This window comes from Acinetobacter sp. CAU_H_29a_1 (genome assembly GCF_058599505.1).
Genome location: NZ_CM178655.1, coordinates 3130126 through 3156227, shown reverse-complemented (window position 1 = coordinate 3156227; position 26102 = coordinate 3130126). Strand labels below are relative to the sequence as shown.

The 26102-nt window shown below is 42.7% G+C and carries 28 protein-coding genes; 15 read left to right on the top strand and 13 right to left on the bottom strand.

Annotated elements, in window-relative coordinates; translation table 11 throughout:
- The first annotated feature begins 10 nt into the window (after positions 1-10).
- Together AC4MDD_RS15875 and AC4MDD_RS15870 are read left to right on the top strand one after the other, a co-directional pair.
- The gene (locus AC4MDD_RS15875; RefSeq protein ID WP_078425728.1) at positions 11-1246 is read left to right on the top strand and encodes a magnesium transporter CorA family protein; all 1236 of its coding nucleotides are present in this window, start codon (positions 11-13) and stop codon (positions 1244-1246) included.
- 113 nt (positions 1247-1359) lie between these two features.
- Entirely contained in the window at positions 1360-2061 is a 702-nt protein-coding gene (locus AC4MDD_RS15870; protein WP_219349264.1) for an IS1-like element ISPa14 family transposase, read from the top strand.
- A gap of 101 nt (positions 2062-2162) precedes the next feature.
- Here the strand turns inward: AC4MDD_RS15870 and AC4MDD_RS15865 are convergent, their stop codons facing one another.
- The 7 genes from AC4MDD_RS15865 to AC4MDD_RS15835 all read right to left on the bottom strand — a co-directional run bounded on the left by AC4MDD_RS15865 (position 2163) and on the right by AC4MDD_RS15835 (position 9685).
- Complete coding sequence (locus AC4MDD_RS15865; protein ID WP_004692664.1) at positions 2163-2423, bottom strand: HP1242/YdcH family protein; 261 nt, start codon at positions 2421-2423, stop codon at positions 2163-2165.
- A 72-nt stretch (positions 2424-2495) separates the two neighbouring features.
- Positions 2496-2852, bottom strand: a complete 357-nt coding sequence (locus AC4MDD_RS15860) for a chaperone modulator CbpM (RefSeq protein ID WP_491881996.1) — start codon at positions 2850-2852, stop codon at positions 2496-2498.
- A 10-nt stretch (positions 2853-2862) separates the two neighbouring features.
- Entirely contained in the window at positions 2863-3816 is a 954-nt protein-coding gene (locus tag AC4MDD_RS15855; protein WP_004692661.1) for a DnaJ C-terminal domain-containing protein, read from the bottom strand.
- A gap of 144 nt (positions 3817-3960) precedes the next feature.
- Positions 3961-4413: a DUF2147 domain-containing protein gene (locus AC4MDD_RS15850; protein WP_491881995.1), complete on the bottom strand. Its 453-nt coding sequence runs from the start codon at positions 4411-4413 to the stop codon at positions 3961-3963.
- Positions 4414-4612: 199 nt separating this feature from the next.
- Positions 4613-5488, bottom strand: a complete 876-nt coding sequence (hslO, locus tag AC4MDD_RS15845) for an Hsp33 family molecular chaperone HslO (RefSeq protein ID WP_004978815.1) — start codon at positions 5486-5488, stop codon at positions 4613-4615.
- Between the two features lie 50 nt (positions 5489-5538).
- Entirely contained in the window at positions 5539-7380 is a 1842-nt protein-coding gene (locus AC4MDD_RS15840) for a monovalent cation:proton antiporter-2 (CPA2) family protein (protein ID WP_491881994.1), read from the bottom strand.
- A gap of 82 nt (positions 7381-7462) precedes the next feature.
- Complete coding sequence (locus AC4MDD_RS15835; RefSeq protein WP_491881993.1) at positions 7463-9685, bottom strand: primosomal protein N'; 2223 nt, start codon at positions 9683-9685, stop codon at positions 7463-7465.
- A 152-nt stretch (positions 9686-9837) separates the two neighbouring features.
- Between AC4MDD_RS15835 and gspF the strand changes: the two genes are divergently transcribed.
- The 3 genes from gspF to AC4MDD_RS15820 all read left to right on the top strand — a co-directional run bounded on the left by gspF (position 9838) and on the right by AC4MDD_RS15820 (position 12133).
- A complete protein-coding gene (gene gspF / locus AC4MDD_RS15830; RefSeq protein WP_491881992.1) occupies positions 9838-11043 on the top strand; it encodes a type II secretion system inner membrane protein GspF in 1206 nt (401 codons plus the stop codon).
- Positions 11044-11076: 33 nt separating this feature from the next.
- The gene (gspG, locus tag AC4MDD_RS15825; RefSeq protein WP_058868821.1) at positions 11077-11514 is read left to right on the top strand and encodes a type II secretion system major pseudopilin GspG; all 438 of its coding nucleotides are present in this window, start codon (positions 11077-11079) and stop codon (positions 11512-11514) included.
- Between the two features lie 283 nt (positions 11515-11797).
- Positions 11798-12133 (top strand): hypothetical protein, encoded by a 336-nt coding sequence (locus AC4MDD_RS15820; RefSeq protein ID WP_004978824.1) that lies wholly within the window; start codon positions 11798-11800, stop codon positions 12131-12133.
- A 29-nt stretch (positions 12134-12162) separates the two neighbouring features.
- Here AC4MDD_RS15820 and AC4MDD_RS15815 read toward each other — a convergent pair.
- A protein-coding gene (locus AC4MDD_RS15815) for an IS5 family transposase (RefSeq protein ID WP_087554504.1) occupies positions 12163-12985 on the bottom strand; the annotation gives its coding sequence in 2 pieces (ribosomal slippage) (positions 12163-12603 and positions 12605-12985; 822 coding nt in all).
- Between the two features lie 193 nt (positions 12986-13178).
- On the opposite strand from AC4MDD_RS15815, the gene AC4MDD_RS15810 reads away from it, so the two are divergent.
- Positions 13179-13517, top strand: a complete 339-nt coding sequence (locus AC4MDD_RS15810; protein WP_004692646.1) for a tRNA-binding protein — start codon at positions 13179-13181, stop codon at positions 13515-13517.
- A 66-nt stretch (positions 13518-13583) separates the two neighbouring features.
- On the opposite strand, the gene lnt is transcribed toward AC4MDD_RS15810, so the two are convergent.
- On the bottom strand, positions 13584-15143 hold the full coding sequence (gene lnt / locus AC4MDD_RS15805; protein ID WP_490792357.1) for an apolipoprotein N-acyltransferase: 1560 nt from the start codon (positions 15141-15143) through the stop codon (positions 13584-13586).
- Positions 15140-15979 (bottom strand): CorC family transporter, encoded by an 840-nt coding sequence (locus AC4MDD_RS15800; RefSeq protein ID WP_004978829.1) that lies wholly within the window; start codon positions 15977-15979, stop codon positions 15140-15142. Before AC4MDD_RS15800 ends, lnt begins: the two co-directional genes overlap by 4 nt.
- 212 nt (positions 15980-16191) lie before the next feature.
- On the opposite strand from AC4MDD_RS15800, the gene tusA reads away from it, so the two are divergent.
- Entirely contained in the window at positions 16192-16449 is a 258-nt protein-coding gene (gene tusA / locus AC4MDD_RS15795; protein WP_004692640.1) for a sulfurtransferase TusA, read from the top strand.
- Between the two features lie 72 nt (positions 16450-16521).
- Positions 16522-17049 carry a hypothetical protein gene (locus AC4MDD_RS15790; RefSeq protein ID WP_005400910.1) on the top strand — a complete coding sequence of 176 codons (528 nt, stop codon included), beginning with the start codon at positions 16522-16524 and terminating at the stop codon, positions 17047-17049.
- 152 nt (positions 17050-17201) lie between these two features.
- On the opposite strand, the gene AC4MDD_RS15785 is transcribed toward AC4MDD_RS15790, so the two are convergent.
- Positions 17202-18914 (bottom strand): electron transfer flavoprotein-ubiquinone oxidoreductase, encoded by a 1713-nt coding sequence (locus AC4MDD_RS15785; RefSeq protein WP_005400909.1) that lies wholly within the window; start codon positions 18912-18914, stop codon positions 17202-17204.
- A gap of 191 nt (positions 18915-19105) precedes the next feature.
- On the opposite strand from AC4MDD_RS15785, the gene AC4MDD_RS15780 reads away from it, so the two are divergent.
- The 5 genes from AC4MDD_RS15780 (at position 19106) to AC4MDD_RS15760 (ending at position 23540) form a co-directional block, all read left to right on the top strand.
- Positions 19106-19717, top strand: coding sequence for a DUF1285 domain-containing protein (locus AC4MDD_RS15780; protein WP_005400908.1), 612 nt, complete (start codon positions 19106-19108; stop codon positions 19715-19717).
- A 47-nt stretch (positions 19718-19764) separates the two neighbouring features.
- The gene (murI, locus tag AC4MDD_RS15775; protein ID WP_279697794.1) at positions 19765-20634 is read left to right on the top strand and encodes a glutamate racemase; all 870 of its coding nucleotides are present in this window, start codon (positions 19765-19767) and stop codon (positions 20632-20634) included.
- 131 nt (positions 20635-20765) lie between these two features.
- Positions 20766-21791: a DUF4062 domain-containing protein gene (locus tag AC4MDD_RS15770; RefSeq protein ID WP_195728551.1), complete on the top strand. Its 1026-nt coding sequence runs from the start codon at positions 20766-20768 to the stop codon at positions 21789-21791.
- Positions 21792-21860: 69 nt separating this feature from the next.
- Complete coding sequence (gene hemH, locus AC4MDD_RS15765) at positions 21861-22883, top strand: ferrochelatase (protein ID WP_491881991.1); 1023 nt, start codon at positions 21861-21863, stop codon at positions 22881-22883.
- 12 nt (positions 22884-22895) lie between these two features.
- Entirely contained in the window at positions 22896-23540 is a 645-nt protein-coding gene (locus AC4MDD_RS15760; protein WP_491881990.1) for an MBL fold metallo-hydrolase, read from the top strand.
- A gap of 51 nt (positions 23541-23591) precedes the next feature.
- On the opposite strand, the gene AC4MDD_RS15755 is transcribed toward AC4MDD_RS15760, so the two are convergent.
- Both AC4MDD_RS15755 and AC4MDD_RS15750 read right to left on the bottom strand, forming a co-directional pair.
- Positions 23592-23771, bottom strand: a complete 180-nt coding sequence (locus AC4MDD_RS15755) for a hypothetical protein (RefSeq protein WP_491881989.1) — start codon at positions 23769-23771, stop codon at positions 23592-23594.
- A 164-nt stretch (positions 23772-23935) separates the two neighbouring features.
- Entirely contained in the window at positions 23936-24109 is a 174-nt protein-coding gene (locus AC4MDD_RS15750) for a DNA gyrase inhibitor YacG (protein WP_004692619.1), read from the bottom strand.
- A gap of 86 nt (positions 24110-24195) precedes the next feature.
- On the opposite strand from AC4MDD_RS15750, the gene AC4MDD_RS15745 reads away from it, so the two are divergent.
- On the top strand, positions 24196-24855 hold the full coding sequence (locus AC4MDD_RS15745) for a class I SAM-dependent methyltransferase (RefSeq protein ID WP_491882629.1): 660 nt from the start codon (positions 24196-24198) through the stop codon (positions 24853-24855).
- A 3-nt stretch (positions 24856-24858) separates the two neighbouring features.
- Positions 24859-26070: a TIGR03862 family flavoprotein gene (locus AC4MDD_RS15740; protein WP_491881988.1), complete on the top strand. Its 1212-nt coding sequence runs from the start codon at positions 24859-24861 to the stop codon at positions 26068-26070.
- Positions 26071-26102: the final 32 nt, after the last annotated feature.

Below are 26102 nucleotides of genomic sequence, written 5' to 3'. Positions count from 1 at the left end.
TAAATGAGATATGCAAAGCTATTATTTCTATCAACATCCCACCGCACAGCATACCTATGTGCAGAAACAGCCGATTGCAGAGCAGGAAGCCGAGTTTATTTGGGTGGAGTGTAGCCGTGACGATGTGGTCAATCGGGCAGAACATTGGCAGCAGGACATTTATGCGGCAACGGGACTGTGGATGAATGAATATCATCTGCGTGACATTCTAAATTTAGAACACCCTTGTGCCTTTGACACTTTGGAAGATTACGACTTGCTGATCTTTCGTAAGCTGATCACACCCGATGATCAAATTAAGTTTGATACTCAAGCGACTGAAAAACATGAACGGGTCTTTGGTCTGGCGACGACCCCGATTAGCTTTATGCTCACGCCGCAAGTTTTGATTACGGTTAGAGAGCAGGGTAATAAAGAAGTTGAAAGCTATATTCAGCGTATGGAAACGGTGTTGAGCCGTCCGATTGAGGAACATAATAAGCCAAGAAAATTACCCGCAACGCCTTTAGATTTGACCTTGAGACTGCTCAATAACATGGTGGATGGTTATCTTGATTTACGTGTTCCGCTGACGCGTCGAGTGGAGTTTTGGCAGCAAGAGCTTTTACAAGGCCATCGTCGTTTTACCAAGTGGCATCAACTGTTGCAAGAGAATATGGCTTTCCAACAAGTGGAAAATTTGTGCGAAGAGCAAATCGAAACTTTGCAGGAATTACGCGATGAAATTGTCGATAATTATTCGCACTTGAAAGGGAAAAAACGTAGTGAAAAACAAGACATCATGCTGGTACGTGTCGATGATTTAACCAGTCATATTGAACGTATTCAAAAGCATACCATTCGCTTGAGAAATGCAGTGCAAGCAGCTATCGATCTACATTTTTCAGCCATAGCCAATCAAACCAATGAAAATATGCGGATTTTAGCCATTATTACCGCGATTTTTGCACCACTGACCTTACTGACAGGGGTGTATGGTATGAACTTCGAGTTTATTCCGGGGCTGAAGTCTCCCACAGGGTTTTGGATCATGTTGGGTATCATGTTAATGACGACATTGATTCTGCTGTATTATTTTTATCGACGTCATTTGGTCGGGCGTGGCGAAAAAAGTGTCATTGATATGTTGGCACAGCAGCATGCGGATCAACATATGAATTTGTTTTGGTTTATCGATTATGAGCCGATCAAGCAAACCGTGAAGGGCACCATTAAAGATTTAGAGAAAATCACCAAATTAAAATAATTCGGTGATTTTCCGCATAGACCATTAAAGCCAATGGGCTTTAATATGTTTCTTGGTGGTGTTTCAAAAAGTATGCTGAAAAAAAGCAGGTTGAATTTTGATAAAATAGAGAAATGCAAATAACTCTAGAAATCAAATGTCCAACCTGCCTCAGTGACAGTATAAAGAAAAATGGCATCAAAGTAGATGGGAAACAAAACTATCAATGCAAAGACTGCAAACGTCAGTTTATTGGTGACCATGCTCTGAGCTATCTAGGATGTAATTCTGGCATTACTCGTAAAATATTACAGTTGATGGTCAGAGGCAGCGGTATACGAGATATCGCTGAAGTTGAGCGCATTAGTATCGGTAAAGTTTTACGGACTTTAACTGAATCGACCTATCAAATTCAGCCTAAACAAAGTCATTATGAATCTCTCGAAGTAGATGAATTCTGGACTTTTGTTGGAAATAAAAATAATAAACAATGGCTTATTTACGCCTACCATCGAGAAACAGGTGAGATTGTTGCTTATGTTTGGGGTAAGAGAGATTTAGCTACAGTCCAACGGTTGAAGACAAAGCTTAAACAATTAGGTATTCATTACACCCGAATTGCAAGTGATCATTGGGACAGTTTCATCACTGCTTTTAAAAACTGCAAGCAAAGTATTGGTAAGTTTTTTACCGTAGGTATTGAAGGTAATAATTGTAAAATAAGGCATAGAATTAGGCGCGGTTTTAGAAAGAGTTGTAATTTCTCCAAAAAGATTGAAAACCATTTTAAAGCCTTCGACTTAACCTTTTTTTACATCAATAATGGTTTCATTTAATGTCAGCATACTTTTTGAAACACCACCTGTTTCTTTATATGCTGACGCTATCCTTGTTCAATTTATTATTCGGATATATGGGCGTCGCAAGGAGATTTAATTTAAGAAGTTTTTAACTGGGCTCCTTTTAAAATCCGATAAAGCTGATCTTTAATGAACAACTTTTTGCGTTTGAGGGGCTCAATCTCTCCACGATGAATCCTGACAGGGTCTTGTTCGAGTAAACAAATTTCCTGATCGAGAGCTTCATGGTCGTCAAACATTTTAGAAAAATGCGGATTGTCTTCTCTAAGCTGTTGAATCATGTCTCGGTATTCAGGAAACATGAGCTTAGTCTTTTTATTACAAACTTTGAGTTTCATGGTTGCCGTCTAATCCTCTTATTCAAAAATAAAAAAAGAAAGAAAGGCATGCGCCAATCTTTCTTTATAGAACTAGTGTTGAGTCGTTTGAACTGGGTCAGTGAGTTGTAAATGTTTTACTTCACGACGAAGTTTTTGAACTTCCTCAATCAAATCCAGCATCATTGCGACTGCAGTAAAGCTGGCATCAAAGTCACGTTGTAAGCGATAGGCTCGCCGTGCACGTGAGACATCATCACCAAAAAATTGGTGAATGCGGTTATCGGGTCGGTTAGGCAGAATGTCATATTCCAACAGCTGTAAAACCCATTCAGGACTTTGTCCGCAGGCTTCAGCAAAATGCTTTAAATCAAAGCTATGTTGTTCATCAACAATTTCAGCGTGTCGACATCCGTCTAAAATAATTTCACGATATTGAATAGTCGTCATAATTTTCTCCTTAAGACTGACGCGGCTTAAAGTGAGGGAAGGCTTCAGCAAAGGCTTGGTAGGCTTGCTGTTCTTGCTCACTTTGCGCAGGAGGTTGAACAATGTTTAAAATTAAATATAAATGTCCTGCCGTTTTGGCTGGAATCCCCTGATCTTTTAAACGGAGTTGCTGCCCCGTTTTGGCATTTTTCGGAATTTGAATTTGTAATGTTCGACCATTGGGTAGCGCGGCGGTGATGCTTTGCCCCAAAGCGGCTTCCCAAGGACTGATATTCAGTTGGTGATAGACATCAACTCCTTCAACGCGTGTGGTCTCCGTATCTTTGTAATAAATTTCGATATATAGGTCGCCATTTTCACCACCCTGAATACCTGACTGTCCTTGACCACTTAAGCGAATTTGTTGCCCTTCTTTCATGCCTTTGGGAATTTTAACTTCCAGCGTTTTGCGCTGAATTTCCGCTTCACCATAGGCATTTAAAGTGGGAATCTGTAAGGTAATGGTTTGGGTGGTACCGTGGAATCCAACCTCAAGATCGACCTCTAAACGCGCATGTTGGTCTTCGCCTTTATGGCGAGTGCTATTTTGGCGTTGATATTGATAGTTTGATCCTCCAAAACCTGAACCAAAACGGCCAAATAAGTCTTCAAATCCTGAAAAATCATGTGCCTGTTGTCCACCTTGGGCATTCCTAAATGCCTCTTCAAAACCGCCAAAGCCTGCATTGGGGTTGAATTGGTGTGCGCCTTGCGGATGATCGAGTTCAAAGTCATATTCTGCTTTTTTCGTTTCATCACTTAAGGTGTCATAGGCGACATTCAATTCTTGCATACGTGCTTCAGCATCAGGCTCCTTACTGACATCGGGATGATACTTACGTGCCAATTTTCGATAGGCTTTTTTAATTTGTTCGGCGGTCGCATCTCGCGTTAAACCGAGTATTTCATAATGGTTCTTCGGCATAAATAAGATTAAATAAATTGATTAAGTTTGAATCATTATTCAGCCTTTCAGCAGATTTCAACAGTAAAGATATGTTCCTTATTGTTTCAAAACATGACAAGAAAAAAGCCCCCGATGAAAGGGGCTTTGATGGATGAGGAATACTTAATATTTGACCCATGTGATGTTGCGCCCACCGCCATTTTCGGTCGACGTTCCTCGAATTCGTAAGTGCTTACCATTGTTGCTGAGTCGTGCATATGCGTCATAACGTAACCCTGTGAAAGGGTCGAGGAACTGCCCATGGTTATAGGTCAAATCATTGGCATTGTCTAACTGCAAATGGCTGAGCGTTGTCATGCCGACGATGGGCTGATTTTTATTGACACCATCACACTTGCTACAGTTTTCTATTTTTACCGCACCTGGAATTTCACGCGTACTTACGATGACTGCTTTATAGCTATTGTTTTTGTCTTTTTCAATCATGACGTCACTGAGAGAGTATCCTGTTTTATCATCGATAGTTTTCCATTTGCCGACCAAGGGATCGGTGGCTGCAAAACTGGAGAAGGCGCATAAACTGCTGAGTACGAAAAGACTGCAAGAAAATTTCATGATGATAAAACCCCAATGGAAGAGAAAAATAAAGACATATAAAAATTATGGATTTATTTATAACGAAATTTAAGCGGTGTGACCAGTGAAATATCTATGAATAAAAGTGATGAATCATTTGAATTATCTTATTTTTATGAGAACAAAGGCATAAAAAAAGAGCAATTTAGTTGCTCTTTTTTTATTGCACATGACGCGCTTAGCTTAAGTGTTCACCAAATAAACCCAAGGCTTCTTCTGCACTAAAGCTATATTGCGTGTTACAGAACTGGCAGTCCATGGTAATCGGGTTTTGATGTTCTAGCGTTTCACGAACGGCTTCAGCGCCAATTTGTTCAAGCGCTTGAGCACAACGTTCTTTAGAACAGGTACAGCCAAATTTCAGTACTTCAACTTCAGGTAAGCGTACTTCTTCTTCGTTGTATAAACGGTAAAGAATTTCACTGGATTCTAAATCGGTTAACTCTTCGATTTTGAGCGTTTCAGTCAACATGGTCAGACGTGGCCATAAGTCTTGATCGACACGTTCTTGTTCCTCTTCACTGTTACGTGGTAACAGCTGAATAAGTAAACCACCAGCACGCTGGGCTGAACTGGCCAAAACGATACGCGTTGGAATTTGGGCAGACAGGTCATAGTACTGCATTAAACAACCCGCAAGATTTGGCTTGTCTAAAGCCACAATCCCTTGATAACGCTCACCAAATTCGGGCTCAATATTAATAAATAGTACAGGGCTAATGAGGGTGCTCAATACCGTACTGCTGCTGTCGGCAGCATTAAAGCGAGGATCTGCTTCATAATCCGCCAAGGCACGTACTTCACCAAGGTGATTACATTCAGCCATGGCCCATTTGAAACTACCTGAAGCTTGAATTTGTAAACTAATACGGCCTTTAATTTTTAAAGTACTGGCAAGTAATGCCGTGGCACTAAGCATTTCACCTAACAGCACTTGGACTGCAGGTGCATAATCACGCTGCGCCAAGATGGTTTGTAGGGTTTCTTCTAGATGAACCACTTCACCACGAACAGGACTATCTTCAATATAAAAGCGTTGACGCAAATCAGACATAAATTTCTCCAATATCCTGTCTTAATGGTGACGATATTGTAAAACACAAGTTATTTTACTTCATCCCGTGTTACATCTATTCGGTTATGTTGTAACTCACGTTGTAGGTCAACACCCACAGGGCTTTGGCGCAATTGGGTATCACTTTCAAATAAGTGTTCTAATTCGGCCAGAGCATTCCGATGTGTTTCATAGACCTTCTGTTCGTCGTTATAAATACTTTGCTGCTGTGCGAGCAGTTTTTCATCATAATCGCGAAATAACTCAATGCTCTTATAGGCATCTTGTTCTGCAATGCCTAAATTACGCAGGGCAAAATAGGCCATCCCTAAAGACGATAAATAGGTTTCACGCCAAATATGTTCCACCCCTAAGTCACGTAGTAAATGTACATGATGTCGATCGCGGGCACGGACCAGCAAGTTTAAATCTGGATAATTGAGCCGGATATGGCGTGCCACATTCATCGAGTCTTCAATATCATCAATGGCTAACACAAACACTTTGGCATGTTCTATACCTGCTGCACGCAGGATATCGGGTTGAGTGGCATCACCATAGTAGAGTTTACCGCCATAGTTGCGAACGAAATCAACCTTGTCGATATTGCTATCAATCGCTGTGAAGGTTTGGTGTTGTAAGTGAACCAAACGCGCCACAATTTGTCCGACACGGCCAAAGCCAGCAATGATCATCGGGTTATGCTGTTCAGGAATCTCATCATAGACGGGTGTGGTTTCTTTTTCGAATAGTGGCACCACCCACGAACTCATCAGCCAGTACAGAATAGGCGTCAGAATCATCGACAATGTCACGATCAAATTGATTGGCTCTAAAATGGCCTGCGTAATCACGTGTTCACTCATGGCAACATTGAGCACCACAAAAGCAAATTCACCGCCTTGTGCCAAACAGGTTGCCAGCATCAAACTATTGCGCCATGAAAACTCGAAGTAGCGAGCGATGGCTGTTAAGGCCAGCAGTTTGACCAACATCAGCAATAACGCACCGCCAACAATCAGACTTGGGCTTTCCCACAGCAGCGAAACTTGCGTGCTCATCCCGACGGTCATGAAAAATAGACCGAGAAGTAGACCTTTAAATGGTGCAATACTGGCTTCCAGTTCATGACGGAATTCAGAGTCAGCAAGTAACACTCCAGTTAAAAATGCGCCCAAGGTGGTACTGATACCTAAGACATCCATCAGCGCGACTACGCCTAAGACAATAAACAAACCGACTGCGGTAATCAGTTCATGTGCGCCACTTTTGGCCACAAAGCGGAAAAAAGGGCGCATGAGATAGCGGCTAAATAAAAACAAGCCTGTAAAGGTAGCAACAATCGCTGCAAAGTAGGCCACACCATGATGGGTTGAGTTTGTCCCTGCAAGGAGTGGAATGACTGCAATCAGCGGAATCGCGGCAATATCTTGAAAGAGTAAAATGGAAAAGGACTGCTGACCAAAAGTGGTATTGAGCTGCTGTTTTTCACTGAGCAGCTGCAACACAAACGCAGTAGAGGAGAGGGCAAGGGCAAAACCAATCACGACACTGGCTGCAATCTGTTGTTGCAGGGCAAAAAAGACGATGCACGCCAGTAGCACGCCGCAGAGTGTTACTTGTAAACTGCCCATCACAAAAATGGATTTACGCATTTCCCATAAACGTTGTGGGCGAAGTTCGAGTCCAATAATGAACATCAAGAAAATCACGCCGTACTCAGCGAGTTTATGGATGTCTTCAGGGTCATGGACGACATTGAATACACTGGGACCGAGTAAGATGCCTGTAAATAAATAGCCGAGTACCGTGGCAATCCCCAGCCGTTTAGCCAACGGAACGATCATCAGTGCCGCAGCCAAAAAGAGGGTGATTTGAAGCAGTAGAGACATTGCCCTGTCCTAAATTTTTTTCTTTATGTTGGAAGTTTAAGGGAGAACGCGACTCAGGTCTAAACCTTATTCACGTCAAGTCTTAACTTAACTCTTGTGGATCAATATCAAGGCTCAATTTCATACTATGCGGTTTGTTATGCCAGACATTTTGCCACCACTGACGAATGTAAAAATGCATCCGCGCACGGTCTTTGGACAGTAGTACCATATGCGCTTGATAGCGGCCCGCTTTACGCTCCATCGGCGCAGGAATTGGCCCCCAAATATCAATACTGTTTTCTGAGGCTTGGCGCAATGCTTGTGCATGCTCTTGTAAAAAGCTTTGGTTCAGTTCTTGGTCTTTGGATTCACAGCGCAATAAAGCCGCATAGCGATAAGGTGGCATCCATGCAGCTTTACGCTCTTTCAACGTTTGCTTGGCAAAGCTGCGATAGCCCGATTCCAGCAGGGTATTCAGCAAAGGATGATCTGGACGTAGAGTTTGTAAATAGACTTCGCCTTTTTTCTCGCCACGCCCAGCACGTCCAGCGACTTGGATGATGAGCTGTGCAGTACGTTCTGTGGCACGAAAGTCAACACTGAGTAGGCCTGAGTCGATGTCTAAAATCGCCACTAAAGTCACATAAGGAAAGTGATGTCCTTTGGCCAGCATTTGGGTGCCGAGCAAAATGATGGGTTCACTTTTTTGGATTTTGTTATAGATTCTTTGCCAGCTGCCGACCCGACTGGTCGAGTCACGATCCACCCGAATTACGTCAAAGTTGGGGAACAGTGCTTGTAGGTTTTCTTCAACTTTTGCGGTGCCTAAACCAATTGGTTTTAGTTCGCTATGCTGACATTGCGGGCAGTGTTCAGGCATGCGGTGGATGGTGCCGCAGTGGTGACAGTGCAAATGCTGGTAGGGCTGTCGATGCACGGTAAAATTGGCATCGCAGTGGGGGCACTTGGCCTGCCAGCCACAACTTTCACAAATCAACACAGGCGCATAGCCGCGACGGTTTAAAAAAATCAGCACCTGTTCTTTTTTGTCTAAGCGCTTTTGTACTTCATGAATCAGTTGTTGGCTGATGCCATTTTGTTTTTGTGCCACTTTTAGATCGATCACATGCATTTTCGGCATCACGGCCACACCTGCACGTTGGTCCAACTCCAAACGAGTCATTTTACCTTGTTCGACCAATGCATAACTGTCGATACTTGGCGTTGCAGAACCGAGGATAATCGGACAGTTTTCTAAGTGTGCACGGTATAAAGCCACATCACGAGCATGGTAGCGGAAGCCTTCTTGTTGCTTGAAAGATAAGTCATGCTCTTCATCTAAGACAATCAAACCCAAATGCGGAAGAGGGGTATAGATGGCAGAACGTGTGCCAATCACAATCGAGGCTTTGCCCGTTTGTGCGCTTTGCCAGGCTTGCAGGCGCTTAGAATCATTTAAACCTGAATGTAGTAGCGCAATATGACAGTGAAAACGTGACTGAAAACGGCTCACTGTTTGTGGGGTGAGACCAATTTCAGGCACTAATACCAAGACTTGTTTGCCTTGTTTTAAAACTTCTTGCATGACTTGCAAATAGACTTCAGTTTTGCCACTACCAGTTAAACCATCCAGTAAGAAAGCGTGGTAGCTATGACGAGCTTTGAGAATGTTTTGAATGGCACGCTTTTGTTCATCATTGGGCGTGAGAGGCATTTGCGCCAGTGTCATGGCTTGCGGTTTAAAGTCTTGGGCTTCAAGTATGCACTGGGTGATTTGCTTTTTTTCTAAGGCTTTTAAGGTCGCAGTTTCAATGCCAGCCAAATTTAGAATGTTTTCAGACGTTCCTGTGGGATGCAGCTTTAAAATTTTATAGGCATCTTGTTGTTTTTCAGAACGCTTCAATTTGTCTTCGGCATGATCATCTATCAGCTTCCACATTCGCGCCAGTAAATTATAGGGTTTGCCTTGGCGTAAAAAGCTGGGCAAAGCAGCATGCATCACTTCACCAATGGGAAATTGGTAATATTGCGCTGACCATGTCAATAAACTTAAAACTTTAGCATCTAGAATAGCGCTGTCATCGAGCAACTCAGTTATGGCTTTGAGTTTAAAGCCTAAATCGAGTGGTTTCTCATCAGTGAATTTCTCAACAATGACACCGACCACATTTTGGCGACCAAATGAGACAGCCACACGTGCACCCACTTCAGCTTGGTGGTATTGTTCAGCCGTTAAACTATAGTCAAAACAGTCATATAGATAAACTGGAACAGCCACACGAATACGGTAGCTTGGTGTTGTGGAAAGTGTATTTTCTGGCATAAAAAGCTCAAAATGTCCTGATGAAATTGTCGTTGTGCGATGAATGAGTTGTGTTAGAGTGATGACATAATTTATAACTTAGAATATGAATGATTTTGGTGCCGACATGCAACAGCGCCAAATGACTAAATGGACAATTAGAAAGCGTAAACATGCCAGTATATCAATTTACCGCACTCGATGCCGCAGGAAAGCAGCAAAAAGGCGTGCTCGAAGGAGATTCAGCGCGTCAAATTCGGCAACAACTTCGTGATAAAGCGCTGATTCCAGTCTCGGTTGATCCTGTTGAACAAAAAGATAAGCACAGCAGTAAAACATGGTTTCAAAAACAAATTACCGCCTATGATTTGGCTTTATTGACACGTCAACTTTCTGTACTTGTGGCGGCGGCCATTCCGTTGGAAGAAGCCATTCGTGCGGTCGGAAAGCAGTCAGAAAAAGCACATGTACAAAATCTATTGATGTCGGTGCGCTCTAAAGTATTGGAAGGTCATTCATTGGCGCAGGGTTTACAGCAATCTGGACGTTTTCCAGAGTTGTATATTGCCACGATTGCCGCTGGTGAGCGTTCAGGACATTTGGACTTAATTTTAGATCAGCTGGCAGACTACACCGAAAATCGTTTTGCAATGCAAAAGAAAATCCAAGGCGCGATGATTTACCCGATTATTTTAATGCTGATGTCTTTTGCCATCGTGATGGGACTTATGACCTATGTGGTGCCTGACATTGTCAAAACCTTTGACCAAAGCAAAGATGCCTTGCCATGGATTACCGTTGCCTTGATGAAAGCCAGCGATTTTATTCGAGTGGCATGGCCATTTTTATTGGTGGGCAGTGTACTAGGCATCGGCTTATTACTGCGATTTTTAAGAACCACAGCAGGGCATTATGCCTTTGATCGTTTAACGCTCAAACTGCCATTATTCGGTAAACTTTCACGTGGTATAAATGCCGCACGCTTTGCCAGTACCTTATCGATTTTGACCCAGTCAGGTGTGCCCTTGGTGGATGCGTTAAAAATTGGCGCGGCGGTGAGTAATAACTGGGTGATTCGCGATGCGGTCAATCATGCGGCAGAAAAAGTGACTGAAGGTGGAAACCTTGCGACCCAGTTGGAGCGCAGTGGTTATTTCCCACCGATGATGGTACAAATGATTAAAAGTGGTGAAACGTCGGGTGAATTGGATCGGATGTTGGAGCGCGCATCGACCATGCAAGACCGAGAGGTGACAACGCTCATATCGACCTTGCTGGCTTTACTTGAGCCACTGATGTTGGTTCTGATGGCAAGCATTGTCTTGGTGATTGTGATCGCCGTGATGCTGCCGATCGTCAACATGAACAACATGATTTAATTTTAAAAATATAAGATGGAAGAGAAAATTCACATGCAATCAAAAATCTATAGACGCCAAGCTTCAGGCTTTACCTTAATTGAAGTCATGGTGGTGATTGTTATTTTAGGTGTGTTGGCAGCCTTAATTGTACCCAATGTGATGGGACGCGGTGAAAAAGCCAAAGTTGATACCACTGTCATTACCCTTAAAGGGGTTGCTGCGGCATTGGATCAATATAAATTGGACAATGATAAATACCCTTCGATGCAAGAGGGTGGACTTGATGCTTTGGTGAATAAGCCTGAGTCTGCAAAAAATTGGTTACCAGGCGGTTATGTGAAAGGTGGATATCCGAAAGACAGTTGGGATAATGACATTCAATATGTTGCACCTGGGACCGATGGACGACCATTTGATTTATATTCTTTTGGCGCAGATGGACAGCAAGGTGGCGAAGAAACCGATGCTGATATTCAGTATCAACCTTAATTGAGAATTATTATATATTGGGTTTAATTGAATATATCATTACAGTGCATAGGTTATGTCGATGTGGACTGTAATGATAATACATCTTAATTTAAAATTAATATCTAAGATTATGATTTTAAATTATTAAATATAATAAGCATCAGCTGAGATTTATAATAAGAATTATTCCCATATTTGTTGATTACAAATAATGTAAATTATGGATAAAAATAGGCTTTTTATTTATTTAAATCCTTGCATAATGTTCTCAATGGCAACTGATTTGCCTGAGGAGAATAGAATGAAAGCATTAACCTTGTTGGATGAAATGAGCCAATTCCATTGGTCGATGCTCAAATCTGTTCTTTTGATTTTGAGTATGCTTCCTGTTGCTCAAGGTGTTTTAAGTGTCTGGCAGTCGACTGAAGGCAGCAGCCAAATCATGGTGGGTTTCTTTGCAATCAGTCTGTTCAGCACATGGGCGGTTTTGAGCTTTTGGTCTGCGTTAAAAGCAACCGTACTCACACTCGATCAAGTACAGATTACAGCATTAGAACAAAAAGTGGTCATGTTCTACCGTTATACCCCAATGCTCTTTTTAGCTGGTATGGTGTCCTATTTGGTCAGTCAAATTTAATACTGACATTAGATCTCTTGCGAAAGTCATTATTGCAAGTTTATCCGGTTTACGAGTGCAGCAATTAAGTTAATGCGTAAACCGAATCTTTTCCGTCTATTTCGATAGCGTTCACTTAATATTCTAAATGTTTTCAATTGACTATTAATGTGTTCGATCACAACTCGTATTTTTCCAATCATTTTATTGTACCTTTTCTCAACATCAAATAAGGGTAAATTCTTCTTTTTCTTTATTGGCATCAATAATTTAAAGCCATCTTGCTCTAATCCGTAGTACCCTAAATCGGTCATAACATATTCACAATGTTTGAATTTCTTAACCGTTTTTCTTGCCAATTTAATATCATGCTGACTGCCATTCGATATATCTAGCCCTATGATTTGTTTGCTGTTCGGATGATAGATCACTTGTGCTTTTAGCGTATGTTTCTTCTTTTTACCACTGTAGAACTTACTCTGATTTTTTTTTCGGACGTTCTATTGAACATTCTGTCGCATCAATAATGACCCAGTTAAAGTGTTCGTCTGCTGTGGTAATGCTTCGTTTTGGCAGAGTAAAACGTCTTGATTTCATCAATGCATCTTCAACCTTTTTAATGGTTCGATTCACATTACTTTCAGCGATATGGTAATTTGCCGCTAATTCCAGTTGAGTGCTGTAGTTCCGTAAGTAATTGAGAGTTAATAACAACTGATCCTCTATATCTAAAGTATGAGGACGACCTGATTTCTTTTTGAGTGATTCTGCTTTTTCTAAAACCTCTACCATTTCAGTAAAAACTTGTCGAGGTACGCCAACCAAGCGTTTGAATTCAGAATCTGAAAAACGATTTAATTTCTGATATCTCATGAAATTTATATTGAGGTGGTTTTTACTTTCGCAAGAGATCTATTCATAATGCAATAAAAAACCGAGCACAAACGCTCGGTTTTTTACTGTGTCATGAAGAATGGCGGAAAGATAAGATCGCTTGTCTGTTTCGTTGTATATGATGCTAGTGTTCGCTCCCTATACTGTAGGAAATATAAATATAGAGTGAAATATGGAACAGATTGATTGGGCAGATTTTTTAAAAGTCGAGCTCCGAGTCGGGCGAATTATTCAGGCCGAAGTCTTTGAGCAGGCACGTAAGCCCGCTTATATTTTACATGTCGATTTTGGCCATGAAATTGGCATTAAGAAATCGAGTGCGCAGATTACTGAGCGTTATCAACCTGAACTGTTATTGGGTAAATTGGTGGTGGCAGTGGTTAACTTTCCAAATAAACAAATTGGTCCTATCCAGTCTGAGTGCTTAGTGACTGGCTTTCATGATTCAGACGCAGGCGTGGTGCTGTGTGTACCCGATACTGAGGTTCCTGTAGGTACCAAACTACTATAACTGAAAAAGAAAAACCCAAGCGGAGCTTGGGTTTTTCTTTGGAAAAGTCTGATTTAACAATAGCAACTATCGACGAGACTTAAACGATACATCGACTTTACGTGGACGATAGATCCAACCCAAGATCAGTAAAAAGACTGAAAAACCTAAAATTGGCCAGTCACTTAAACGGGTGTACAGCGTTTGGCCTTGCATAGCAGGTAGTTCGCCGCGAAGCACGGTTGCCACATCTTGCGGAGCACGTTTTACGATATGCCCTTGATGGTCAATAAATGCGGTTACGCCTGTATTGGTGGCACGGATAAACCAGCGTCCATTTTCTTTGGCACGCATTTGAACCATCTGTAAATGCTGTAAAGGGCCTGCGGTTCCTGTAAACCATGCATCGTTGGAAACTGTCACCAAGAAATCACTTTGGCTGGCATTACGACGCGTCAAGTTCGGATAAGCCACCTCATAGCAAATGGCCGCGCCTAAATGCTGCTGATGAATAGAAAGCGGTTGTTGCTGCTGTTCGCCACGTGAAAAACCACTCATCGACGGATCATTCTGCATGGCAGGCAACACCCATTTCAGTAAACCAGATAGTGGAATATATTCACCAAAAGGCACTAAACGTTGCTTTTTATAGAGTCCTTCGGCTTCAGCACCATTGGCTATAATACTGTTGTAGTATAGTGGTCGACCTGCCGCTTCAGAGCCTGAAATATCCCAGTATGGAATACCGGTGACCCACGCCGTGTTGGTTTTCTTGGCCTGTGCCGTCATTGCAGCTAAAAAGGGTTCGATATCACTTTGGAACATCGGAATAGAGGATTCAGGCCAAACAATGAGGTCTCGTCCCCATTCTGTTTGGGTTAAATCAGCATAGATTCCAAGTGTTTTCAGTTGATACTCAGTGAGCCATTTTAAGTCTTGTGGGATATTGCCCTGAATTAAAGAAACCGATAATGGTGGCGTATTTTTTGCGGAGACGAATTCAATTTTTGATGCGCCCCATGCACCAAGTACCAATAAGGCAGAGGGGATGACCCAAAAGATGCGGCGGTTTAAAACTTCGACCAGTGCGCAGGCCAACACCAAGACTACAAACGATACCCCGAAGATACCAAATAATGGTGCATAACCATCCAGTAAACGTTCGGTAAAGGCATAGCCTGCAAAGAGCCATGGGAAGCCTGTGAAGACCCAGGTTTTTGCCCATTCAAAAAGCACCCAAAGCGGAGCGAAGGTTAATGGCGTTTCAGGGAAAAAACGGCGGTAAATAAAGCTTTGAACAGCCGTGAATAAGCCCATGACCAAGGCCATAATGCCGATCATGCCGACACTTAAGGCACTATTGGTATCGCCATAGACATGGATGGAAGTGTAGAGCCAAAAAGCCCCCACGAACCATAGGCCAAAACCATAGGCCCAACCAATACCAAAGGCCTGCTTTGCACTGCGTTTGCGTAAAGTGGCGTAGAGCAGTGCAGGGGATAAGATTGCCAACCACCAATAATGATAAGGGGCGAGTGCAAAACTAAAGACCGCCCCTGAAAATAAGGCAATTAAAAGTGGATAAATTAAAGGTAACTGTTTTTGTTGTGGATTGGGGGTTAACAGTTTGTCAAAGTAAGCTCTCATTTACGAACGGCTCGAATCAGATGAATAGAACGTGCATCTGCTTCTACAATGGTAAATTCCCAATTTTCAAGATCAATGACCTGACCTTGTAAATCACTCACTAAACCAATTTCTTGAAGCAATAAACCGCCCACAGTTTCAACCTCATCATCAGAAAAGTCTGCATCTAAAAGATTGTTAAAGTGTTCGATTGGTGTAAGTGCTTGAACCAGCCACGTGTTTGCGGTCGTTGGGTCATTGTCGGGAATAATATATTCTGCTTCTTCATCGATCTTGTCGTGTTCATCTTCAATTTCACCGACAATTTCTTCCAAAATATCTTCTAACGTCACTAAGCCTGAGGTCGTGCCATATTCATCAATTACCACCGCAATGTGCGTTTGGGTATTTTTCAACATGCGAAGCACTTGGTCTGAGCGTGCGCTTTCAGGGACATATAAAGGTTGACGCATCAACGCACGTATATCCACTTTATTGTTTGGTTCAGTCAAGAAGGGCAATAAGTCTTTGGCTAATAAAATGCCCACGACATTGTCTGGTTGATCTGATGAAAAGACAGGGAAACGTGAATGTGCCGACTCAACCAAGGTATGCAAAATGTCGAGTAACTCATCATCTTCTTGTAGGCTGATCATCGATGTACGCGGTGTCATGACCTCGCGGACTTTGGTTGCTGGAAGGTCTAATACACCTTCTAACATCGCAACAGTGTCGGGTTCTAAAAAACGACGTGAATCTTGAACTAACTTTAACAGTTCATCGCGAGTTTCTGGCGCGGTACCTAACCATTTGCGTAAGCCACGCATTCCCCACGACGGGCCTGATTCCTCGTGCATGATCTTTCCTAAAGACTCTTAATATCTAAAAAACTTAATTTTATCATACCGTAGAAAACACAGTTGTCTATTGTAATTAAGCAAGGATTGCATGAATGATTAGATCAATACTTTTAAATACGAGGTTCATCTGCAATCAAGCTATGCAAACAGATATGCGAAATAGGCAGTTGTGTTAAAATTGGCAAGTTTTTAAATTTTTGAGTTCATATATGTCTGATTTGGAAGTGAGCCCAAGCATCCAATTAAACACCCGTGGTTTACGCTGTCCAGAGCCTGTGATGATGTTGCATCAAGCCATTCGCAAGTCTAAATCTGGAGATGTAGTCGAGGTGTTTGCAACTGACAACTCCACTTCATGGGATATTCCTAAATTTTGTATGCATCTTGGGCATGAACTTTTGCTGCAAGAAGAGCGCTTAGACGAAAACGGCAATAAAGAATTTCATTATTTAGTTAAAAAGGGTTAGGACATTTGTCTTAGCCTTTTAAAATGTACTTGAGTAAAGAAAAAGAAATCAAGTTCATCCAAGGAAATCAGAATGAAAAGAATAAATGTGTTCTTATGGGCTCATATTTTTGCATTATTTTGTTCAATTTCTTGGGCAAAATCTTGTGAAGTTCCTGTAGGTACGATGAATGTTGCAGGTTTAAAAATTGGACAGCATATTCGTGAATTTCAACAGCATCATCCCACCGCAAAAACGGTTATTTTAGGGGGCGATAATTATCAGTTTGAATTTGCACAAGGTGTAGATACACAAATTAAAAAAGCTGGTGTGAGCTGGGTTCAGCATATTCGTTACGATCCGCATTCTAAAATGATTATTTCATACAGTTTAAGTTTTCTAGATGGGCCACTTGCGACGTATGAAACCGATTTAGATGTTTTTAAAAGTCGAGTATTAAAACGCTTTCGGGTGGCGCAAAACGGTTGGAAACAAGCTGAAAATAAATATGTCTATCAGTGTGCCGATTATCGGATTGAAATTTATCAAGATCATGGGGTTGGACATACCGCGATAGGGCCAACAGTGATGGTTTTTAGCAAAAAGTCAGATGCCTATTAATTAAAAAAAATCCCTTCAGTGCTGAAGGGATTTTTTAATCTAAAAGCGATTACTTACTCGGAAATGCGCCTCAGCGCAAGCCCGTTTTAACATTACATGTTCGGTTATGCGACACGGTTAGCAAAGCAACTGCTTTGCCGTGTCGCAAGGAATTACATATTCGGGTAATTCGGACCACCACCACCCTCAGGAGTTACCCAAGTAATGTTCTGAGATGGATCTTTAATATCACACGTTTTACAGTGCACACAGTTAGCCGCGTTAATTTGGAAACGCTTCGAACCATCGTTCTCTTCCATGATTTCATAAACACCAGCAGGGCAGTAGCGCTGAGCTGGCTCGTCCCATTTAGGTAAGTTTACATTTACAGGAATAGAAGCATCAGTCAGTTTCAAGTGTGCTGGCTGATTTTCTTCATGCACAGTATTTGATACAAATACTGAAGATAAACGGTCAAAAGTCAACTTACCATCTGGTTTTGGATAGTTTGGCTTAAATGTTGCCGCATCCGCAGTTTTTAGTGTACTGAAGTCAGGCACTAAGTCATGCAGTGTAAACGGGACTTTAAACACATTTTGATCGATGAAGTTAAATGCACCACCACCGAACGTGCCAAATTTATGCATTGCTGGACCAAAGTTACGAGAACGATATAACTCTTCTTTTAACCAGCTGTTGTTGAATTTGTCTGTGTAAGCGGTTAGATCTTTTGCAAAGAAGTCTTCACCTTCAAGCACGCGTGCAATGGCAAGATCACCACCTTTTTCAACACCTGCTTGAATCGCTTCGAATACTGCTTCACCACACAACATGCCCGATTTCATGGCCGTGTGAGAGCCTTTAATTTTAGCAAAGTTTAGGAAGCCTGCATCATCACCAATTAAAGAGCCACCTGGGAAGGTAAACTTCGGCAGTGAGTTTAAACCACCTTTGACCACAGCACGTGCGCCATAAGAAATACGCTTACCGCCTTCAAGGTACTGTTTAATCAGTGGATGCGTTTTCCAGCGCTGCATTTCTGCAAATGGATACATATGTGGGTTTTCGTAAGATAAATCCACGATCATACCCAAAGTAACTTGATTGTTTTCAGCATGATATAGCCACCAACCACCAGAAGAACCGGTTTCAGCTAGAGGCCAACCTGCACCGTGCATCACCAAACCTGGTTTGTGTTTTGCAGGGTCAATTTCCCATAGTTCTTTGATGCCGATACCATAGTGTTGAGGATCTGCATCTTTATCGAGATCGAACTTAGCAATCAGGCGTTTACCTAAATGACCACGACAGCCTTCCGCAAAAATCGTGTATTTGGCATGTAGTTCATAGCCCGGGGTAAAGTTATGTGTTGGTTCACCATCTTTACCAATCCCCATATCACCGGTTTGGATGCCTTTAACAGTCCCATCGGCATGATAAAGAATTTCAGATGCAGCAAAACCTGGGAAAATAGACACTTCTAATTCTTCAGCTTTTTGGCCTAACCAACGCACCACGTTACCAAGTGAAATCACATAGTTGCCATCATTATGCATGGTTTTAGGAACCATCCAGTGCGGCGCTTCTTGTGACTTTTCAGCAGACATTAAGAAATACGTTTTATCTTCAGTTACTGGAACATTTAAAGGCGCGCCTTCTTCTTTCCAGTTAGGGAACAACTCATTGATCGCACGCGGTTCGAGCACAGCACCTGAAAGGATATGCGCACCAACTTCAGAGCCTTTTTCTACGACACAAACGGACAGATCATTAAGGTTGTTTTCAATTGCAAGTTGACGAATTTTAATCGCAGCAGAAAGGCCAGCAGGGCCTGCGCCAACGATGACTACGTCAAACTCCATCGATTCACGTTCGATGTGTTCCATGTAGGACTCCTCATATGGTTAAAGGTGGCAACCGTTTTGACTCAAAGAACGGTGCTGCCATGAGTGTTCTTAGTTCCCAGACACAAAATTTATCATCGTGTCTTTTATATTGTGAGCTAGTATAGGTTTAAACCGAGTTCTAGCCAATTGGCTGAATCATATTATTTTTCCGTCAGACAGGCATGAATTTTATGGATAAGCAGCACAACTCAGCAAATCCGACGAAAAAAGTAGCTATTGCTGATAATAAAAACTTAACCGATATTGCACAATACATAAAAGATGGACAGTCCGGTCACAAAAGGTCAATCCCCCCTTTAGATCAATGGCACCCAAAGCATTGTGGCGCAATGGATTTGAAGGTTTTAGCCAATGGAGAATGGTGGCACGAAGGTCAATTGATCAAACGCCAAGCCATGATTGAGCTGTTTGCAACGGTACTTTGGAAAGAGGACGGAAAATTTTATCTCAAAACCCCGGTCGAGCAGATTGAAATCGAGGTTGAAGATGAGCCTTTATTTGTCAATCAGGTCGATCAAGTCGAAATTGCAGGAAAAATCTACCTACAGCTGACCACGACCACGCATGATGTGGTGATCGTTGATGAGGACCATCCCATTTTTATGCGTGCTTTCCAAGGGGAGCTACGTCCTTATGTGCATGTTCGCTTTGGCATCAATGCACTGATTCAGCGTGCTGCTTTTTTTCATTTGGTGGAAATGGGTGAGCTAAGCGACGATGCGGAAGGTGAAGCCAAACTGAGCTTACAAAGTGGTGATTTGCTATTGCAATTAGGCACCTGAGGTTTAAGCTTGATTGATCTTTTAACTTTATACTGCAACGAGTCCCCATGAGTGCCATTCAGCCCTTATTTCCTCTGATCAATCCTATGCCAAAAGCGACAGCCAATGCGCCAATCGGGATATTTGATTCGGGGATAGGCGGCTTATCTATCGCTCAAGAAATTGCCAAGCATTTACCGCATGAACGATTTATTTATTTTGCCGATACAGCGCATGTGCCTTATGGGCCGCGCGATGATCAAAATATCCGAGAATTGACTGCACAAGCGATTGAGTGGCTTTACCGCCAAGGCTGTAAGGTTGCAGTTGTGGCGTGTAATACCGCTTCAGCCTTTAGTTTGGATTATTTACGCGAGCACTATGGCGACAACTTCCCGATTATCGGCCTTGTTCCTGCCCTAAAACCTGCGGTATTGCAAAGCAAATCCAAGACTGTGGCTGTTTTAGCGACCCCTGCGACCTTTCGCGGGCAACTGATTAAAGACGTCGTTGATAAGTTTGCACAGCCTTCGGGAGTCACGGTGATTCCAGTGACCTGCTTAGATTTAGTGCCTTTTGTTGAGAGCGGCGCACAGATGAGTGCGGCATGTTTAGCCACGTTAAAAGATATTTTACAACCGGTTGTTGATCAGGGTGCAGATTACTTAGTTTTAGGCTGTACCCATTACCCTTTTTTGAAAATAGCGATACAATCTATTTTTGGTCAGAAACTGACATTAATTGACTCTGGACTGGCAGTTGCACGACAAACAGCCCGTATTTTAATCAAAAATGAGTTATTATTTGAACAAAATCATGAAAGTGATGTTCGAATTGAATGTTATGTCAGTGGAAATAATGCAGAAAGTTTGAGACCTATCTTACAACTTTTGCTTGAACCAGAACTAAATTGGACTATTTCAAACATATCTGATTAATTTTTAAACAAATAAGTCGAGTATTTTGATATATAGTCAAAAATTGCAACCTAATATGCTTGAGTTAGTCGCAGTGTCTATCTAATGGAATTTGGGGGATGGGATGCTGCGAAGAATAATGAGGATAACCGATGCTCGATAAGCGTTATCAAGTGTTTATAACTACTTCTGGAAGCGAGATGCAACCAGAGCGGATCATTTTGGCCCAAACTTTAGTGGGCATGGGATTTTTTTCTTGGGGATTAGAACAACGGACACCACTTTCAACAGCTTTTGCACGTCGTCAGATCGATGACTGTGACTATGTCATATTGTTGCTGGGCAGCAAATATGGCGAACAGTCCGTGTCAGGGGTGGGATATATGCACCTTGAATACATTTATGCGGTCACCAAACAAAAGCCGATTATTGTATTTATGCATGATGATCCTGATGCCCGTGAGTTATGTTTACATGACGACAAAGCTGAGCTGCGTGAAAAATTCAAAGAGTTTAGAAAACTACTCCAAAACGAAGTCGATCAGGTTTTCACTTATCGCACCATGCGTGACTTGGAAATGGCCGTTCGCTTGAATATGACGCAAATGCTAGAGCGCTATCCTGTATCGGGTTGGGTACGTCCGCAGAACACCCAAGTGTTGCATGACGAAATTGATAAACTCAAAGCCAAATTGGTGCAATTGGAAACTGAAGCGGGTAAACGTGAAGTCGATCCATTTTTGTCTTTACCCAAAGTGGCTATGCATGATTTTTTTGCTTTTGATTATCGGATGCATGCCTATCAAGATGGCAATTTTAAAGAGCTGAAAATTCAAAAGCAGATGACTTGGGCGCAATTACTCTCGGTTTTGGGGACAACCTTTATTCACCCCACTCCTGAAGAGTATTTCTCCAAACGCATAAATGAGTATTTAAACGAAACTGGTTTGAATGATGCACGTCTAGAAATGCCTCGTGCCCATGCTGTTGCGCGCTCGCAAATTAATATTCGTGCTTTGCACAGTATCAAAATGCAAATGCGTCAAAATGATTGGATTGTTCAGTCGGGTCGAGATGATCGTCAGCGCATGCTTTGGCAGTTGACCCCGAAGGCGACGAAACTTTTGGAGAGTAATTTATTGGAAAAGGATCGGCCTTTTCAATTTCAATCTTCGTAGTTATCCATTTAGATAATGAACTGAAAACTGTTACAGTAGAGACATTCGAAAACGAGCCACGAGGGCTGAATGTCTACTGCAACAAAAGCAAAAGTTACTGTTATTTTGGCAAATTTGGGAACGCCTGATGCACCGACAGCTTCAGCAGTGCGTCGCTTTTTGGATCAGTTTTTGTCAGACCAGCGAGTGATTGAAATTCCCAAACCGCTTTGGCAGATTATTCTCCGTTTATTTATTTTGCCGTTTCGCCCAAAACGCGTTGCCCATGCGTATGCCATGGTGTGGGGCAGCGATTCTCCAATGCGAGAAATTTTGCTGACTCAAGTGGCCGCGTTACAACAGCAGTTGATTTTGCAATATCCTGAGTTTGAGCTGAATATTGTTCCTGCGATGACCTATGGTAATCCCGGCATTCAGCCCTTGCTTGCTGAGTTGAGTCAAAACCCGCAAGATCATATTGTACTTTTTCCTTTGTTTCCGCAATACTCGGCAACATCCAGCGCGCCTTTATATGATGCTTTCGCGAAGTGGATTCCAAAGCAGCGTAATTTGCCGGGGCTGAGCATTATTCGTGATTATTATCAGCACCCTTTATACATTCAGGCATTGGCGCAAAGTGTGCGCGATTTCCGTGCTGAACATGGGGTGAGTGAAAAGCTGTTAATGTCTTTCCATGGTATTCCACAGCCTTATGCCGATAAAGGTGATCCCTATGCCGACCGTTGCCGTATCACAGGACAGTTGGTGGCAGCCGAATTGAGCCTAGCGGAAGATGAATGGGCAATCAGTTTCCAGTCTCGTTTTGGGAAACAAGAGTGGGTGAAACCCTATACCGATGCCTTACTGGCCGAATGGGCGGCGCAGGGGGTGAAATCGGTACAAATTATGAGTCCTGCGTTTTCAGCGGATTGCTTAGAAACTTTAGAGGAACTGGCGATCCAGAATGCTGAATTGTTTTTGTCTCAAGGTGGAGAGCGGTATCAATATATTCCAGCCTTGAACAGCCGCGGAGATCATTTGCAATTGCTCAATACGCTGGTTCAGGCTAATCTTGATGCCTTAAAACAGACATTAGCCAGCAAAACGAATTGAGGTTGACACTCTATGTTGCAAGTTAAAATTGTGCCTGTAACGGCATTTCAGCAGAACTGTTCCATTGTTTGGGACAGTGACAGTAAAGAAGCAATTTTAATTGATGCAGGTGGGGAGCCTGAGAAGCTTAAAGCAGAAATTGAAGCGTTGGGTTTGACAGTAAAAGCGCTTTGGTTGACGCACGGACATTTAGATCATGCTGGAGCAGTCGGGGCATTAAAAAAACTGTGGGATGTCCCTGTGATTGGCCCGCATAAAGAAGATGCCTTTTGGTTGGATATGATCCAAGAAGTCTCGCAGCGTTATGGTTTTCCTGTTCCTGAAAAGGTGGATGTCACGACATGGCTAGAAGGTGGTGAAGTCCTTAAACTGGGAGATGAAGCGTTTGAAGTACGTTTTGCCCCTGGACATACTCCGGGTCATGTGATGTTTTATAACAAAAACTATGGTCTGCTGTGGACCGGCGATGTGTTGTTTAAAGGCTCCATTGGTCGTACCGACTTTCCGCGTGGCAATCATCAGCAGCTGATTGACTCTATTCAGCGTGAATGCTTTAGCTTACCCGATGAGACGCAGTTCATTTCAGGACATGGCCCAATCAGTACCATTGGTTTTGAAAAACAACATAACCCCTTTGTGGCAGGAAAAGCAGGCTAAGCGCTTTGTGGTCTTATTGAAAAATAAAAAAAGTCAGCAGCTGCTGACTTTTTATTTGCGAAATGGATTATTCAAAATGTGTTGGGTTTCTAGAGCAAACACGATAGAGAATAAGGCCACTAATAGTCCAATCGAGACGATTAACAGATCTTGCATATAGATGCCAAAACTGAATAGACAGATCGCGAGTAAAACGCCAATTAAAACAATAATCTTACTCAGGATATTCATCTTATCCCCCTTTAGGATGTTATTTTTGTGACTTGATCATGCTGTGAGCATGTACCAATTTTGGGGGAGTATAGTCGACGAATTATCCTTTTAAGCGAATATTAAGATATTAAATAATGAACAATTTCTCTTAAAATATGAAAAATATCATGAAATTAAACATATTATTCTTCTGAGTTTTCTGCTTGCGGTGCATCTTGCGTTGGGAGGCGATATTCATCATTGGCCCATGCACCTAAGTCGATCAGTTTGCAGCGTTCAGAACAAAAAGGACGAAAGGCGTTGTCTTCCCATTGACTCATTTCTCCACAACGGGGACAAGGGAAAGTGTGTGGCATGGTCGACTCCAGATAAAATTTTCGGATTGAAATAGGCAAAAACGTTGGCAGTTGTTAGACTGATGCGGTTTTTTTCTTAGTTTGATCTGATTATGCCGATTCGTCAATTTCAAGCCCAGCGTATGCATGCGCCTCGTGATTTTCAAATGATCAGTCCTGATCCACTGTGTGTGGAAATTGGGGCGGGCAAGGGTAAACATGCTTTATTGTTTACGGCCAATCATCCTGAGAAAAAGCTGATTGCGGTTGAGCGAACCCGTGAAAAGTTTGTGGCGATGCAGAAACAACATGGCTTAGAAGGTCAGCAGAATTTACAGCTGGTACATGCCGATGCTTTACCGTGGGTGGTACATGCCTTGCAACCGCAGCAGGTTGAACAGTTCTTTATTCTTTATCCCAACCCTGAACCGCATAATCCTGCACAGCGCTGGTTGAATATGCCGTTTTTTGAGTTTCTGATATCACGTTTACAAGTGGGCGGACAAATTACTTTAGCCAGTAATATTCCAGAATATATCGAAGAAGCACAGCAACAGTTGATTGAGGTGTGGAAGTTACCGTTTGTAAAAGAGCGCATCGCGGATAGTTCTGCGAGGACGCATTTTGAAATTAAATACTTAGAACGAGGCGAGCTCTGCCAACAGTTGATCATCACCAAACCTGAAGGTTATCGCACGCGTTTTGACGCGTTTCAGGCTTTGCAAGGTCAGACCTCACAGGTGCAATCTTCGGATCAAGCTGAATAAATCATGCCAAAGCGTATTGCAATTATTGGGGCGGGCCCAGCAGGTTTGATGGCGGCAGAAGTGTTGAGCCAATATGATGTTCAGGTCGATGTGTTTGAACAAAAACCATCTGCTGCACGTAAGTTCCTGATGGCGGGTAAAACAGGACTGAATATCTCTCATGCAGAACCTGTGGAGCAGTTTATAGGTCGTTATGATCAAGCTGAATGGCTAGCACCTTGGATTCGTAAGTGGGATGCCACATGGATTCAAGCATGGATGAAAGGTTTAGGCATTGAGTCCTATGTCGGAACGTCTGGGCGTATTTTCCCGATTGAAATGAAAGCCGCGCCTTTATTACGTGCATGGTTGAAACGCTTGGTTGAGTCAGGCGTCAAGTTTTACTATCGTCATCAATGCCTCAGCCTCAAAGAGCATACGCTTGAAATTAAATCTTTGCTTAGTGATCAAGTGCACAGCCAGAGCTATGATGCGATCGTTTTGGCTTGCGGAGCGGTGTCATGGTCTAAGCTCGGTAGTGATGGCGCTTGGCAAAACTGGTTGGAGGCCGATGAAATTGAGCCTTTTCAAGCCAGCAATGCTGGGGTAGAACATGAATGGTCTACCTATATGCAACCCGTCTTTGGGCAGCCACTGAAACGTATCGCGGCATGGGTGGGCGATGCGGAAAAAAGTATGGGCGATATCGTCATCACCCATTATGGTCTAGAAAGTGGTTTGGTCTATAAGCAAGGTCGAGCGCTGCGTGCGCAGCAAAAACAGCTCCAACCTTTAGTGTTAACGCTTGATTTACTGCCAGATGTCACTGTTCAAGAATTGGCTGTGCGTCTGAAACCCACAAAAAAACAGTCGTTAAGTAATGTTTGGCGTAAAGCTGGTTTAGATGCAGCTAAGGCGAGTTTAGTGCGAGAGTTGGTTGCAAAAGATCACTGGAATCACCCTGAACAATTGGCGCAGCAGGTGAAGCAATTACAGATTCCTTTAACTGGTTTTCGTCCGATTGAAGAAGCCATAAGTTGTGCTGGCGGTGTGCGCCGTAAAGGCCTGAACCCGCAGCTACAATTAAAATCCAATCCCGCTGTTTTTTTATGTGGGGAAATGTTGGACTGGGATGCACCCACAGGGGGCTACTTACTCACTGCATGTTTTGCAACAGGACGTGCCGCAGGTGAGGGTGTTATGCAGTATTTGAATGTGGCAAAAAAATCGCCATAAGCGATGCAACTGAAGATCAGCTGTGCTAATTT